The sequence below is a fragment of the Allobosea sp. RCC_152_1 genome (genome assembly GCF_041360765.1).
GTDB classification, from domain to species: domain Bacteria; phylum Pseudomonadota; class Alphaproteobacteria; order Rhizobiales; family Beijerinckiaceae; genus Allobosea; species Allobosea spartocytisi.
In genome coordinates this window covers 82985-95840 of the sequence record NZ_JBFUPU010000001.1, presented here as the reverse complement: position 1 = coordinate 95840, position 12856 = coordinate 82985, and the positions used below count along the sequence as shown (strand labels likewise).

Below are 12856 nucleotides of genomic sequence, written 5' to 3'. Positions count from 1 at the left end.
GCAAGATGCAGGCCGCGTCCCGGCTTGTCGACCCGCCCGGCGCGCAGCCGCCCCCCTGCGCGGGTGGCTGTCTGCGATCGGCAATCGCGGGTAGAAGCGGAGCGCCATGTCAACCGTCGCCGCAGCCCCCGCCCGTTCCCATCCCTGGCTCACCGAGGCCCGGGCCATGCTCGCCCTGAGCTGGCCGATGGTGCTGACCAATGTCGCGCAGACAGCGATGACGGCCACCGATGTCGTGATGATGGGCCATCTCGGCCCGCAGGCGCTGGCGGCCGGCGCGCTCGGCAGCAATCTCTACACCGCCTTCCTGATCTTCGGCATCGGCGTGATGAGCGCAGTCTCGCCGATGATCGCGATCGAGCTCGGCCGCAACCGCCACGCCGTGCGCGACCTGCGCCGGACGGTGCGACAAGGCTTCTGGGCGGCGGCGACGATGGCCGGCCCGATGTGGCTGGTCCTCTGGCAGGCCGAAGCCATCCTGAACGCGATGGGGCAGGATCCGGCGCTGTCGAAGGCGGCCGCATCCTATGTCCATACGCTGCAATGGGGGCTGCTGCCCTTCTTCTTCTATCTATGCCTGCGCGGCTTCGTCGCGGCGCTGCAGCGGCCGCGCTGGGCCTTCATCGTCGTGCTCTTCGCCGTCGCCTTCAACGCCTTCGCCAACTGGTGCCTGATGTTCGGGCATCTCGGCTTCCCGGCGCTGGGCCTGCCGGGCTCCGGCCTCGCGACCGCGCTGTCCTCGGCGCTGATGTTCGCCGGTCTCGCGCTCGTCGTCTCGCTCGACCGGCGCTTCCGCCGCTACCACCTGCTCGGGCGCTTCTGGGTGCCGGACTGGCCGCGCTACCGGACCTATTGGCGCATCGGCTTCCCGATCGGGCTGACGGTCGCCTTCGAGGTCGTGATCTTCAACGGCGCCGCCTTCATGATGGGCCTGTTCGGGGAGAGCCCGCTCGCGGCGCATGCCATCGCGATCCAGATCGCCTCGCTGACCTTCATGGTGCCGCTCGGCATCGGGCAGGCCGGCACGGTCAGGGTCGGGCGCGCCTTCGGGGCCGGCGACAGCGAGGGTGTCCGGCGCGCGGGCGCCACGGCGCTGTTCCTCGCCCTGAGTTTCATGGCCTCGACCGCGCTCTTGATGGCGCTCGCTCCGCAATGGCTCGTCGCACCCTTCCTCGACGTCTCGAAACCCGGAGCCGCGGAGGTCGCCGGGCTTGCCATGACGTTCCTGTTCTACGCCGCCGTCTTCCAGCTCGCCGACGGGGCGCAGGTCGTCGGCGCCTCGATCCTGCGCGGCCTCGGCGATACGCGGCTGCCGATGATCTTCGCCGGCCTGGGCTATTGGGGCATCGGCCTGCCGCTTTCGGCAGCACTTGGCTTCCTCACGCCGCTGGCCGGACGCGGCATCTGGATCGGGCTCGTGATCGGCCTCGCGGTGGTGTCGGTGATGATGCTCGGCCGCTGGTGGTCGCGCGAACGCCTCGGTCTCGTCGAGCCCACGCGGGCGGCGGCCTTCTGAGTTCGTCACCCCGTCGCTTCGGCTGCCGGGCGGCTTTCGGCGCGATCACAATCCGTTGTTCGCCCGAAGCTGCCAGGCGTCTCGCGCAGCGGAAACGGTCGATGAGCATGTCTCTGATGCATGCCTCCCGGCCATTGGCGGGATAGTCACGCCGCAAAAGCAATCCGCGGCTGGTGCGATAGTCTTTTATTAACCCTGTGACGCTCTCCTAGGGCCGCAGAAGAATCGCTTTTCCAGCGCCGGAAGCGGGAATTCTCGCCAAGCGGGAGATTCACCGGGCGTCGTTGTGGCAGCGCGGGAACATTGTTGCCCATACGCAACAGGCGCGGCTTGCCACAATTTCGCCACACGGTATTCACCCCGCAGCCATCTCCGGTTCCTTGAACCGGAACAAGCGACGGCGCAGGGAATTGTGTGGTCGCCTTCCGCCAGCTACCGCCCGCCCGTCCAGATCGAGTTTTCAGCCCAATGTCTTCCGCCCGCCACGACGCCTCTCCCCTCGCCCGGCCGACCCGCCGCGTCTTCGCCGCGATGACACCGCTGTTCCTGGCAGCCTGCGTCAGCCAGCGGCAGCAGCCCTATGAGGTGCCCACCCCGCGGGCGCGCATGGTCAGCCCGGAATATCTGGAGATGTATGGCGAGCGGCCCGACGAGAAGTTCCCGCTGCCGGCGACCGACGTCTCCGAGGTCAATCCGCGCTTCCTGCGCCAGATCGTCTCCTACCAGACCGCCGAGCATCCCGGCACGATCGTCGTGGATACCGACGCTCACTTCCTCTATCTCGTCCAGCCCGGCGGCAAGGCGATCCGCTACGGCATCGGCGTCGGCAAGCAGGGCATGTCCTGGCGCGGCCGCGCCACGGTGCAGCGCAAGGCCGAGTGGCCGCGCTGGACCCCGACGCCTGATATGATCCGCCGCGACCCGAAGAAGAACGGCCCCTGGGCCGGCGGCATGCAGGGCGGCCTCGACAATCCGCTCGGCGCGCGCGCGCTCTATCTCTACCAGGGCGGCCGCGACACCCTGTACCGCATCCACGGCACCTCGGAGCCGTGGTCGATCGGCAAGTCGATGTCCTCCGGCTGCATCCGCCTGTTCAACCAGGACATCATCGACCTCCACAGCCGCGTCCCTGCCGGCACGAACGTCCTCGTCCTCAACCGCGGCACGCTGGTCGCGCCAGACGGCGACGAGGCGCCGCCGCCGGACGATTACAGCCCCGACGGCGACTTCTGATCGCAGCGCGGCATGCTGCCGCGCTCCGCCTTGATACCGTCACAGGGCAGGCCCACCTCTTGAGGGCGGCGCATCGGCGCCGTCCAACCAGAGGAGATGACGATGACGCCGCAAGAACGCGACGTGATCGCCGGGATTTTCGATCGGCTCAAGCAGGCCGCCACCCAGCCCCGCGACCCGGAAGCCGAAGCCTTCATCGCCGAGCGACTGCGCGAGCAGCCCTACGCGCCCTACGCGATGGCCCAGGCCGTCTATGTGCAGGAGCAGGCGCTGACCAACCTGCACCAGCAGGTCGAGAGCCTGCAGGCACAGGTCCGTGAGCTGCAGAGCCGCCCCAGCGAGGCGCCTCAAGCCTCGGGCGGCTTCCTGTCAGGCATTTTCGGCGGCGCTCCCGCGCAGCCGCGTACCGGATCGGTTCCGCCGGTTCCGCCCCGCCCGGAGGGGCAGCCCTCTTCCGCCTGGACGAATGCGCCGGCCGCCCAGGCGATGCAGCCTCCCCCGCCCCAGCCGCAGCCCGGCCCCTGGAGCAACCAGCCCCAGCAGCCGGCCGCACGTGGCGGCGGCTTCATGGCCAGCGCGCTGACGACCGCGGCGGGCGTGGCCGGCGGCCTCGTGCTCGGCAATGTCCTGACCAACGCTTTCAGCGGTCACGGCGCCGCGGCAAGCGGTCTCGCCAGCTCGGTGAGCAACTTCGGCTCGGGCTCGAGCGGCACGAACGCCCAGCAATCCGCCTACGAGCAGGGGGCAGCCGACCAGTCCGCCTATGATCGCGGCGCGGACGACCAGGCGCGCACCGACAGCACTGCCGACAGACAGGATGTCAGCCAGGCAAATTACGACCAGGCGGATGACGACGACGATCCGGGTTACGACGACGGCGGCAACTCGGACGACGACAGCTGGGTCTGACAGCTCCCTGAACGACCTTAAAGCCCGCCTCCAGGAGGCGGGCTTTTTGCTGCCGAAGGGCTTCACAAGCCGATGCGCCGAGGATAGGTTAGAATAATTCTAATCTATGGATCCGCCATGAAGCGCCTCGACGATCTCGACGAAGCCGAACTCCTTGCCCTCGCCGTCGCCAGCGAGGAGGAGGACGCACGAATCTATCTGACCTTCGCGCAGAGGCTGCGGGCGAACTATCCCCATTCCGCCGCGATGTTCGAGGAGATGGCAGCCGAGGAGAGCGGGCATCGCCACCAGCTCCTGGCGCAGTATGAGAGCCGGTTCGGCACCGAATTGCCGCTGATCACGCGGCAGGACGTGAAGGGCTTTCTCAAGCGCAATCCCATCTGGCTGCATGAGGATCTGCAGCTCGAGGCGGCGCGTCGCCACGCCGCCGTGATGGAGGTCGAGGCCAGCCGCTTCTATGCGCGCGCCGCCGAGCGGGCGCATGACACCGGCACGCGGAAGCTGCTGGCCGATCTGGCGGAGGCCGAGCGCGGCCATGAGAAGATGGCGGAACGGCTCGACGACGAGCTCAAGAGCTCGGGCGCGGCCGATGAGGAGGAGGAGACGCGCAAGCGCCTCTTCGTCCTGCAGATCGTCCAGCCGGCGCTGGCCGGGCTGATCGACGGCTCGATCTCGACGCTGGCGCCGATCTTCGCCGCCGCCTTCGCGACGCATGATTCCTGGAACGCCTTCGTCGTCGGCCTCGCCGCCTCCATCGGCGCCGGCATCAGCATGGGGCTGACGGAAGCGCTCTCGGACGACGGCGTGGTGACGGGGCGCGGCCACCCCTGGGTGCGTGGTGCCGCCTGCGGCATCGCCACCGCCATCGGCGGGCTCGGGCATACCCTGCCCTATCTCATCCCGGATTTCTGGCTGGCGACGGCCATCGCCGGCGTCATCGTCGCCTGCGAGCTCGTCATCATCGCCTGGGTGCGCTTCCGCTACATGGAAACGCCCTTCGCCTCGGCGATCGTCCAGATCATCCTCGGCGGCCTCGCCGTGCTGGCCGTCGGCATCCTGATCGGCAGTTCCTGAGGGCCGTCGCCCTCAGATCACGACGACCTTCGCGCCGACGCCGACCTTGCCGTAGAGGTCGATGACGTCGTCATTGGTCATTCGGATGCAGCCCGAGGAGACCTCGCGGCCGATGGTGTTCGGCTCGTTGGTGCCGTGGATGCGATAGAGCGTCGAGCCAAGATAGAGGGCGCGAGCGCCGAGCGGGTTCTCGGGGCCGCCCGCCATGAAACGCGGCAGGTCGGGCCGGCGCTTGATCATCTCGGCCGGCGGCGTCCAGCTCGGCCATTCGGCCTTTCGCGTCACGGTCTTGGTGCCAGCCCAGGAGAAGCCGGGACGCCCGACGCCGATGCCGTAGCGCAGCGCCCGGCCGCCGGGTTGAACCAGGAAAAGGAAGCGGTTCGGCGTGTCGACGATGACGGTGCCGGGCCGATGCGGCCCGTCATAGGCGACCTCCTGCTTCCGGAAACGCGGCTCGACCACATAGGGGATGCCGGCCTGCGGCTCGACCGGCTGGCCCAAGGCCGCGACCTGCCGCCCGGGCTGCGGGCGGCGCGTTTCCGCGAAGGGATCGGCGCCGTAGCCGGCGGGCGCCTGCATCGCCTGGCCATAGGCATAGCCGCCCGGCCGGTTATAGACCGCGCCGCCACGGCTCGCGGGCGTCGGATCGCGGCCGGTCATCAGCATCTCGATGAAGCCGCCGCCATAGTTCGAGCGGCCGCGCTGCGCCTGCAGCATCGGATCGTCAGGGCCGCGATAGCCATATCCTTGCGCGGCGGCGGGATCGGCCACGGCCAGACTGCCGGCGACAGCCAGACAGGAGAGGATGAACGCTCGACGCATGACGCAACTCTCTCAACGGAAAGACTTGCCCGAAAGCCTGCGGAACGGTCTCGAAGGAATGGTGAATCGTTGACTCTTTCGGCCTGCAACAGGGCCGAAAGGCGCGAATTCGCGGAATTAACCTTAGTGCCTTGCCAAGAGACAGGGTGAAGGAAAGCTTTCCGCGTGCAGGTCAGGCAGAACCGCGCGGAGGCCGCGTCTTGCGGGCAAGCCAGCGCAACCTGAGCCCGGTGCGCCAACGGGCGACGTCGCAGGCGAGGATGATGGCAGCGTAGACGAGCCCGCCCAGCCCGATCTGGAGGATGAGTTCGAGCACCGGCGGCAATTGGTTCCGCAGCGGCCAGATCGCCAGCGCCATGACGGCCCCCGCGAGCAGGACGCAGGCGATATCGCGCGGCGGCGGCGCTTTCGGCAGGGAGCGCAAGGCGACGAGAGCCGTCACCAGCAGCACGACCAGGAATCCCGCGCTCTGCGCGACGGCAAAGCGCGAGGGCGACGCGGTGCCGACCAGACCCGAGACGAGAGCGAGATTCACTGCAAGGCCCGCGAGCGCGACGATCGCCGCGATCAGGGTTCGCTTCTGGAGCAGGAAAACCGGATAGATCGCCGCCTGGAACAGGGCGATGGCGGCGAAGCCCGGCAGCAGCAACGCCATGTAGCCCGCGAAATGGCCGCGGAACGTCGCCGGGACGAAAAGCGCCTCGAAGGCCGGCAGCACGAGCCAGAAGCCGAGCGCGGCGGGCAGGACCACGGCCAGGACGAGCACCATGTTGCCGGCGATCCGCTTCTGGGCGGCGTTGCGCCCGCGCGTCTCGTCGAGGCGGATCACCTCGCGTAGCAGCACGATCTCGAGCATCGACGCCAGCATCGGGAAAAGCCTGAGGCCGATATCGGAGGCGAGTGAGAAATAGCCGGACTCCGCGAGACCATGCGCCTCGGCGAGCAGGCTGCGATTGGCGAGCGGGATCAGCGAATAGACCGCGTTTCCTGCGACGAGCGGAAGGCCGTAGCGCAGGAAAGCGCGCGCCAGATCCTTGCGCGCCCCGGAAATGGAGAGCGGCCCGTCGGAGAGCCGGCCGCGCACGCTCAGCACCGAGGCGATCGTGCCCGCAAGCCCCGCTAGCAGCACCACGACCGGATCGCGCGTCAGCCAGGCGCCGCCGACCATCAGGACGAGCACGATGGCGGCGCGCACGGCGATCAGGCGGCCATAGGCGGCATCGAGGAAACGCGCCCGCGCGATGGCGCCGTGATAGTCGAACCAGCCGGCGCCGATGCCGGCCAGGACGGCAGCGGCAAGCAGGGCTGCCGGCACGCCGCCATCGAAGCCCGCCAGCAGCACGATTCCGAGCAACGCGCACAGCGCCAGCGCGGCAGCCGCAAAAAGCAGGTCCAGCGTCGCCCGGATGCCGGGATCGCTCGCGCGCGTCTGCGCCGTATAGAAACGGACGGCCGACAACTTCAGCCAGTCGAGCGCCGCCGTGTTGACGAGGACGACCAGCGCCGCGCCGATCGCATAGAGGCCAAAAGCCTCGGGGCCGAGGAACAGCGCGATCAGCAGGCCGAGAGCGAAATTCAGCACCGCGTTGACGAGGAAGGGCAGCAGGACGGTCATCGCGTCTCGGTCATCCCCTTGTTTTCCCTCGCGACGCCCATGCGGCCAACGCCCTTGCGACTCGCCGACAACTCGGGAAGCTCGGCGAGACATGGCGTAGCGGGGCGCGGATGGTTTTCCAAGCGGAAGGAGCCGGGTTGTGGCCGCGTCCCGGGCGAGATCGGGGGCCTGATGCCTGAGCCGCTGTCCTTCTATCTCGTCGGCTGGGTGACGACGCTGATCATCGCCATCGGCAAGAGCGCCTTCGGCGGCGGCCTTGCCATCCTCGGCATTCCGCTGCTGGCGATGGTCACCACACCGCAGAACGCCGCGATCATGGTCTCGATGCTGGTCTCGCTGATGGACCTGATGGCGCTGCAGCGCTTCGGGCGCGACACCTGGTCGAAGCCCGACCTGGTCTGGCTGCTGCCGGGCCTCGTCCTCGGCATCGGGCTTGGCTATCTCGTCTTCGTCCGCATCGACCCGCGCATCGTCAACCTGATGATCGGCGTCGTGACGTTGCTGTTCACTGCGCATTGGTTCCTGAAGGGGCGCCTCGCCCCGCCCGGCAACCGCCCGGTTTCACCGGGGCTGGCACTCGCCGCCGGCACGGCCTCCGGCTTCACCACCTTCGTCGCCCATGCCGGCGGGCCACCCGTCGCGATGTATCTGCTCGCCCGCGGCCTGCCGAAAACCCTGTTCGTCGGCACGACGGTGGCGATCTTCACGCTCGGCAACTGGCTGAAGCTGCCGCCCTATTTCAGCCTCGGCCTGAAACATACCGAGGCGCTCTGGGGCGCGCTGGCGCTGGCTCCCGCCGTGCCGATCGGGATCTGGCTCGGGCGCGTGCTGCACGATCGGCTCGAGCAGAAGGCCCTGTTCTTCTGGTGCTACGCCCTGCTCGCAGTCGCCGCGCTGAAGCTCACCGCCGATGCTGCGCTCGCCCTGATGCGATAGCGGCATGGCGGAATGCGGCGGCCCCTCTAGGCGCGATACCGGTTTATCCCTAGAGCCGTCGTCATGACCGCGCTCCCGCCGATCCGCCTTGCCCGCGACACCGATTCCGAGCCTCTCGCCGCGCTGATCGCGGCGAGCTTCGCCGAATATCCGAATTGCCATTTCGTCTGGGAGGAATTCCCGGAGCTGCGGCAGCCGGCGACGGCCTTCGCCAACAAGGGCGGCAAGCTCTGGATCGTCGACGCGCCGGATGGCGGCATCGCCGGCTCGCTCGGCGCCACGCCGCTGCCCGAGCAGAACGCCGTCGAGCTCACCAAGGTCTATGCCGACCCGGCCTTTCGCGGCACGGGGCTGGCGCAGGCGCTTTTCGCGGAGGCGCTGGCTTTCGCCGAGGCAGGCAACTTTGCCGAGATGATGCTGTGGTCTGACACGCGCTTCGCGCGCGGCCATCGGTTCTACGAGAAGCTCGGCTTCCGGCGCTGGCCGGGCGAGCGCTATCTCGCAGACGTCTCCGCCACCTGGGAATATCATTTCCGCAAGCCGCTCAGCTGCGTGTCATGAACTGGTCGACGGCGCTGCGCGCCGCCCTGGGCATCGCCCTGCTCACCGCCATGGACGCGGTGCTGAAGGGGCAGATGCACAAGCATCCCTTCGTGCTGGCGCTGTTCATGCGCTTCGCCATGGGCGGGCTCTGCGCGCTCGTCGTCCTGGCGATCGCCCGGCCGGCGCGGCCGACGCGCGACAGCCTGATCGGCAATCTCGCCCGCATCCCGCTGGTGGTGCTCACCGCCGGCAGCTTCTTCTATTCGGTCTCGGTGCTGCCGCTGGCCGAGGCGCTGACGCTCTCCTTCCTCGCCCCGGTCTTCGTCGCGCTGCTGGGCGGGCTTCTGCTCAAGGAGAAGATCGACAAGCGCGTGCTGCAGGCGCTCGCCTTCGGCCTCGCGGGCATGCTGGTGATGGTCTGGCCGCGGCTGCAGGGCCATGTCAGTGGCGCGGGGCTCGGCGTCGCCGCCGCCCTGTTCTCGGCCGTGAGCTATGCCTTCAACCTCATCCTGCTCAGGCGCATCGCGATGCGCGAGCACCCGACGGTGATCGTCGCCTTCCAGAATGTCGGCCCTGCTCTCTGCCTCGCCATCCCGGCGGCAACCGTCTTCGTGCCGATGGCGGCGATCGACCTCGCGATCTATCTCGGCGCCGGCATCCTCGGCGTCGCCGGTCATCTGACGCTGACCTCGGCCTATGCCCGGGCGGCGGCCTCGAAGCTCGCGGCGATCGAATACACCGCGCTGATCTGGGCGAGCCTGCTCGGCTTCCACCTCTTCGGCGAGGTGCCGCTCTACACGACCTATGCCGGGGCGGTGCTGATCGTAGCGGGAGCGGTGGCAGTCAGCCGGCGCTAGGCCTCGCCGGGAATACGACGCAGGTCTCGGTGCCATGCGCGAGCAGCTTGCCGCGCTCGTCGACGAGCTTGCCCTCGGTCGTGATGACCGTGCCGCCGCGATGGATCAGCTTGCCCTCGCAGCGGACCGTGCCGCTCTCCGGCATGACCGGGCGGACATAGTTCAGCTTCATCTCCAGCGTGGTGTAGCCCTCGCCCGGCTTCAGCGTCGCATGCGCGGCGCAGGCCATGGCGGAATCGAGGATCGTCGCCGTCCAGCCGCCATGGATCGTGCCGAGCGGGTTGAAGAAGCGCGGCGACGGCCGGCCGACGAAGACGACCCGGCCCTCATCCGCCTCGACCAGGTCGAAATCCATGGTCTGCGCGAAGGGCGGGGCCGGCTGCGAGCCATCGATGATACCGCGCAGGAAGCTCAGGCCGTCGCCGGCGGTCAGCACTTCGCGGGACACCACTCCGAAGGTTCGATCCATGGCCGCTTCTCCAATCGTGTATCTGCACGATAGAGAGAGCCTAGCTGTACCGTCAACCGGGCCGCCGGAGATCCTGCCGCGACAAGCGGGAGACGTGTTCTAAAACCCTCATCCTGAGGAGTGCCGTATTTTTCAGGCGAGGTTCTCAGCGTGTCTCGCGTGCCGCGCGGCGCAGCGCCTTCAGCCCGTCGCGGGTCTCGCGCCAGCGCTCTTCGCCGAAGCCGCCCTCGATCTTGTCCTGCGCCGCCCGCCAGAACGGGATCGCCGCCGCGATCGCAGCCCGGCCCTTCTCCGTCACCGCATAGACGGAGGCGCGGCCGCGGCACTCGACCGGCTCGACCATGCCCTCGGCCGCCAGCAGCTGGAGATTGCGGGTCAGCGACGTCCGCTCCAGTGCGAAGCGCTCGGCCAATTCGGTGACCGACTTCCATTGCCCGGTGCTCAGCGCCGAGAGCAGCACGAACTGGGTGATCTTCAGCCCGCTCGGCCGCATCGCCTCGTCATAGGCGCGGGTGACGGCGCGCGCCGTCATGCGGATGTGCAGCGCCACGCAGGAGCGGGCGATCTCATCGAGACGGGGGTCGGGCGCGGGAGGGGTCGCGGATGTCGTCATGTCGCCATCTTAACGTGTTCTGCCCTTTACCGCAGCCGGAAGGCTAAGGGCTGCGTCCGGAGCGTTCACTTTATCGCTCGCGGCTTTCTTGACTCTCCGGACACCCGCGCCTATCTCCGCGCTATCTGTTAGCACTCCCAACAGGTGACTGCTAACAGCCTCCCCCGGGAGCCCATCAGCGGCGCCCGAAACGAATAAGACCGAGAGGAAGACAGAACCATGAAGTTCCGTCCTTTGCATGACCGCGTCGTGGTCCGTCGCCTGGATGGCGAAGAGAAGACCAAGGGTGGCATCATCATCCCCGAGACCGCCAAGGAAAAGCCCCAGGAGGGCGAGGTCATCGCCGTCGGTTCCGGCGCGCGCGATGAGGCCGGCAAGCTCGTTCCGCTCGACGTCAAGAAGGGCGACCGCGTCCTGTTCGGCAAGTGGTCGGGCACTGAGGTCAAGATCGACGGTCAGGACCTCCTGATCATGAAGGAATCCGACATCATGGGCGTCGTCGGCTGATAGCCGCCTGACCGCTCTCTTCCGTTTCAAGTTCAAGGAGTAGCTCTCATGGCTGCCAAAGACGTCAAATTCGGCACTGAAGCCCGCGACAAGATGCTGCGCGGCGTGGATATCCTCGCCAACGCCGTGAAGGTCACGCTCGGTCCCAAGGGCCGCAACGTCGTGATCGAGAAGTCGTTCGGCGCCCCGCGCATCACCAAGGACGGCGTCACCGTCGCCAAGGAGATCGAGCTGTCCGACAAGTTCGAGAACATGGGCGCCCAGATGGTCCGCGAAGTCGCTTCGCGCCAGAACGACCATGCCGGCGACGGCACCACCACCGCCACGGTTCTCGCCCAGGCGATCGTCCGTGAAGGCGCCAAGTCGGTTGCAGCCGGCATGAACCCGATGGACCTGAAGCGCGGCATCGACCTGGCCGTCGAGGCCATCGTCGCCGACCTCAAGAAGAACTCCAAGAAGGTCACGTCCAACGCGGAAGTCGCTCAGGTCGGCACCATCTCGGCGAACGGCGACGAGTCGGTCGGCAAGATGATCTCGACCGCGATGCAGAAGGTCGGCAACGAGGGTGTCATCACCGTCGAGGAAGCCAAGACCGCCGAGACCGAGCTCGACGTCGTCGAGGGCATGCAGTTCGACCGCGGCTATCTCTCGCCGTACTTCATCACCAACTCCGAGAAGATGATCGCGGAGCTGGACGACCCCTACGTCCTGATCTTCGAGAAGAAGCTGTCCTCGCTCCAGGCGATGCTGCCGATCCTCGAGGCCGTCGTGCAGACCGGCAAGCCGCTGCTCATCATCGCCGAGGACGTCGAGGGCGAGGCCCTGGCCACGCTCGTCGTCAACAAGCTCCGTGGCGGCCTGAAGGTCGCGGCCGTCAAGGCTCCGGGCTTCGGTGATCGCCGCAAGGCCATGCTCGAGGACATCTCGATCCTGACCGCCGGCCAGATGATCTCGGAAGACCTCGGCATCAAGCTCGAGACCGTGACCCTCCAGATGCTCGGCCGCGCCAAGAAGGTGCGCATCGAGAAGGAGAACACCACGATCATCGACGGCGCTGGCAAGAAGAAGGACATCGAGGCTCGCGTCGGCCAGATCAAGGCCCAGATCGAGGAGACCACCTCGGACTACGACCGTGAGAAGCTCCAGGAGCGTCTGGCCAAGCTCGCCGGCGGCGTCGCGGTCATCCGCGTCGGCGGCGCGACCGAGGTCGAGGTCAAGGAGAAGAAGGACCGCGTCGACGATGCCCTGAACGCCACCCGCGCCGCGGTGGAAGAAGGCATTCTGCCGGGCGGCGGCGTCGCCCTGCTGCGTTCGCTCCAGGCCGTCAAGTCGATCAAGACCGTCAACGACGACCAGAAGACCGGCGTCGAGATCGTCCGCAAGGCGATCATGGCCCCGGCCCGCCAGATCGTCGACAACGCCGGCGATGACGGCGCCGTCGTGATCGGCAAGCTGCTCGAGTCGAAGGACTACACCTACGGCTACAACGCCCAGACCGGCGAATACGGCGATCTGGTCAAGGCCGGCATCATCGACCCGACCAAGGTCGTGCGCACGGCGATCCAGGACGCGGCTTCGATCGCGGGCCTGCTGATCACCACCGAGGCCATGGTCGCCGACCTGCCGAAGAAGGAAGCTCCGATGCCCCCGATGGGCGGCGGCGGCATGGGCGGCATGGACTTCTGAGGAAGTCCAGACGCCCAAAGCGTCAAAGTGCCGAAGCCGGGCAAGCCCGGCTTCGGTGGCGGCATGGACTTCTGAG

At 67.8% G+C, this 12856-nt stretch carries 13 protein-coding genes; 9 read left to right on the top strand and 4 right to left on the bottom strand.

The annotated features are described in order from the left end of the window. Nucleotides 1-106: 106 nt before the first annotated feature. From AB6806_RS00450 to mbfA, 4 genes are all read left to right on the top strand, one after another. Nucleotides 107-1516, top strand: coding sequence for an MATE family efflux transporter (locus AB6806_RS00450; RefSeq protein WP_142020238.1), 1410 nt, complete (start codon nt 107-109; stop codon nt 1514-1516). A gap of 531 nt (nt 1517-2047) precedes the next feature. Further along, nucleotides 2048-2749, top strand: coding sequence for a L,D-transpeptidase (locus tag AB6806_RS00445; protein WP_113252221.1), 702 nt, complete (start codon nt 2048-2050; stop codon nt 2747-2749). 102 nt (nt 2750-2851) lie between these two features. Continuing rightward, a complete protein-coding gene (locus tag AB6806_RS00440; protein ID WP_142020237.1) occupies nt 2852-3658 on the top strand; it encodes a DUF2076 domain-containing protein in 807 nt (268 codons plus the stop codon). 117 nt (nt 3659-3775) lie between these two features. After that, nucleotides 3776-4732, top strand: a complete 957-nt coding sequence (mbfA, locus tag AB6806_RS00435; RefSeq protein WP_142020236.1) for an iron exporter MbfA — start codon at nt 3776-3778, stop codon at nt 4730-4732. Between the two features lie 12 nt (nt 4733-4744). Here the strand turns inward: mbfA and AB6806_RS00430 are convergent, their stop codons facing one another. Beyond that, on the bottom strand, nt 4745-5554 hold the full coding sequence (locus AB6806_RS00430) for a L,D-transpeptidase (RefSeq protein ID WP_142020235.1): 810 nt from the start codon (nt 5552-5554) through the stop codon (nt 4745-4747). A 172-nt stretch (nt 5555-5726) separates the two neighbouring features. Further along, a complete protein-coding gene (locus AB6806_RS00425; RefSeq protein ID WP_142020234.1) occupies nt 5727-7169 on the bottom strand; it encodes a lipopolysaccharide biosynthesis protein in 1443 nt (480 codons plus the stop codon). A gap of 171 nt (nt 7170-7340) precedes the next feature. Between AB6806_RS00425 and AB6806_RS00420 the strand changes: the two genes are divergently transcribed. The 3 genes from AB6806_RS00420 to AB6806_RS00410 all read left to right on the top strand — a co-directional run bounded on the left by AB6806_RS00420 (nt 7341) and on the right by AB6806_RS00410 (nt 9505). Continuing rightward, nucleotides 7341-8105, top strand: a complete 765-nt coding sequence (locus AB6806_RS00420; RefSeq protein WP_185747784.1) for a sulfite exporter TauE/SafE family protein — start codon at nt 7341-7343, stop codon at nt 8103-8105. Between the two features lie 63 nt (nt 8106-8168). Beyond that, nucleotides 8169-8666, top strand: a complete 498-nt coding sequence (locus AB6806_RS00415; protein ID WP_142020232.1) for a GNAT family N-acetyltransferase — start codon at nt 8169-8171, stop codon at nt 8664-8666. Continuing rightward, nucleotides 8663-9505, top strand: a complete 843-nt coding sequence (locus AB6806_RS00410) for a DMT family transporter (RefSeq protein WP_112763357.1) — start codon at nt 8663-8665, stop codon at nt 9503-9505. Before AB6806_RS00415 ends, AB6806_RS00410 begins: the two co-directional genes overlap by 4 nt. Here the strand turns inward: AB6806_RS00410 and AB6806_RS00405 are convergent. After that, entirely contained in the window at nt 9492-9974 is a 483-nt protein-coding gene (locus AB6806_RS00405; RefSeq protein ID WP_038361243.1) for a PaaI family thioesterase, read from the bottom strand. The two genes, AB6806_RS00410 and AB6806_RS00405, sit on opposite strands and share 14 nt — an antisense overlap. 145 nt (nt 9975-10119) lie before the next feature. Beyond that, entirely contained in the window at nt 10120-10587 is a 468-nt protein-coding gene (locus AB6806_RS00400; protein WP_162720090.1) for a MarR family winged helix-turn-helix transcriptional regulator, read from the bottom strand. Between the two features lie 219 nt (nt 10588-10806). Here AB6806_RS00400 and groES point away from each other — a divergent pair, with 219 nt between their 5' ends. Both groES and groL read left to right on the top strand, forming a co-directional pair. After that, the gene (groES, locus tag AB6806_RS00395; RefSeq protein WP_038361241.1) at nt 10807-11094 is read left to right on the top strand and encodes a co-chaperone GroES; all 288 of its coding nucleotides are present in this window, start codon (nt 10807-10809) and stop codon (nt 11092-11094) included. 48 nt (nt 11095-11142) lie between these two features. Continuing rightward, nucleotides 11143-12780: a chaperonin GroEL gene (gene groL / locus AB6806_RS00390; protein ID WP_038361239.1), complete on the top strand. Its 1638-nt coding sequence runs from the start codon at nt 11143-11145 to the stop codon at nt 12778-12780. Nucleotides 12781-12856: the final 76 nt, after the last annotated feature.